Below are 1,510 nucleotides of genomic sequence, written 5' to 3' on the forward strand. Positions count from 1 at the left end.
GCCCCGGTCTGGATCGTCGGCAGCGACTGCAGGATGACCTGGAAGGGCGTGCCGGCCGCGAGATCACCGGTCAATTGGTCGGGAATGTCGACCACCGCCTCGCGCAGGTCCGAGCGCGCCACGGTGACGACCGTCTGGCCGGGCGAGACCGTCTGGCCAACTTCGGCGCCGACAGCGGTGACGACACCGTCGAAATCAGAGAACAGCCTGGCATAGCCGAGCTGTTCCTGCGATTTGGCAAGCGAGGCCTTGGCCCGCTCGACACCTGCCTCCGCAGCTTTGCGCGCCTGCTGCGCGGCGTCGAAGACAGCTTGCGTGGCGTTGGCCGAGGCGAGTAACTGGCGCTGCCGTTCCTCGCTGGCGGCGGCGTTGGCGAACTGCGCCTCGGCATTGGACAGTTCCGCCTTGGCCGCCTGGAGCGACAACTCCAGCGCGGTCGGATCGAGTGCCGCTATCGTCGTGCCCTTGCTGACGATGTCGCCGACCTGGACGTCGCGCGAGACGACCCGGCCAAGCAGACGGAAGGCCAGATCGGCGCTGACCTGCGGTTCGACGGATCCGGCAAAACCGAAGACTTGCGTGGTGCGCGGCTCGATCACCATCGACAGCACCGGCCGGATGATCTCGGGCGGCTTTTCCTCCGACCTGGAGCAGGATGCCAGCGCGCCGAGCATGAGCACGCCGAGCAGGATGCGCGGCGTCCGGCTCATTGGCCCGCTCCCGATATCTCGATCGTCTGTCCAGGGCTGAGCAGCTGTCCTCCAGCGGTGACGACGCTCTGGCCTTCGTCCAGTCCCCTGGCGATCACGACCGTGCCCGAATTGAACGCCAGCACTTCGACCGGCGCCATCGTCACCGCCTTGGTCGAGGGATCGACGATCCAGACCGCCGGCTTGCCGCCGCTGGACGTCAGCGCCTGCCAGGGCAGCAGGATCGCCTTCGCCGGCTTGGCGCTTACCGAGCCGATGACGGCTGCTCCCAGCGGCATGCCGGCGGGCGTGTCGGGAATGGCGACCTTGACCCGGATCGAGCCCGAAGCCGGGTCGACCGCAGGCGAGATTTCGCGGACCTTGCCCGTTGCCCTGACCTGCGGATCGGACAACAGCGTGATCGTCACCGCAGGCGATGCCGGTGTCTTGGCGATCAGCGTCTCCTGCACGTTGAACACCGCGTCGCGGTCGCCGTCCTCGGCGACGGTGAAGACGGTTTGCGCGGCTTGCACCACTTGGCCGGTTTCGACTTGGCGGGCGGTGATCACGCCGGCGGCACCGGCCTTGAGCTCGGTGAAGGACAGGTTTTGCTGGGCGTTGGAGAAAGCGCTCTGCGCGGCTTCGACGCTGCCTTGTGCCACCTTCAGGGCCTGGTCCGCGGCGTCATAGTCGCGCCTGGTGGTGAAGCCCTGCGCCAGCAGCGTTTTCTGCCGCTCGAAGGCGGCAACGGACTGGGTCAGTTGCGCCTTGGCTGCATCAAGATCGGCCTGCGCCGAGCGCAGGTCGGATTCCTGCTCCTG

2 protein-coding genes are annotated in these 1,510 nt (G+C 67.5%); both read right to left on the reverse strand.

Translation table 11 applies throughout. The features are described 5' to 3' along the window. Positions 1-710, reverse strand: a 710-nt coding sequence (locus EOA22_RS33220) for an efflux RND transporter periplasmic adaptor subunit (protein WP_127390589.1), incomplete at its 3' end; no start/stop codon positions are given. Further along, positions 707-1,510 (reverse strand): efflux RND transporter periplasmic adaptor subunit (locus tag EOA22_RS33225; RefSeq protein ID WP_127390590.1); only part of this gene is annotated, 804 nt, incomplete at its 5' end. The genes EOA22_RS33220 and EOA22_RS33225, both read right to left, overlap by 4 nt.

The organism is Mesorhizobium sp. M7A.F.Ca.US.014.04.1.1 (assembly GCF_003998745.1).
Taxonomy (GTDB): Bacteria; Pseudomonadota; Alphaproteobacteria; order Rhizobiales; family Rhizobiaceae; genus Mesorhizobium; species Mesorhizobium ciceri.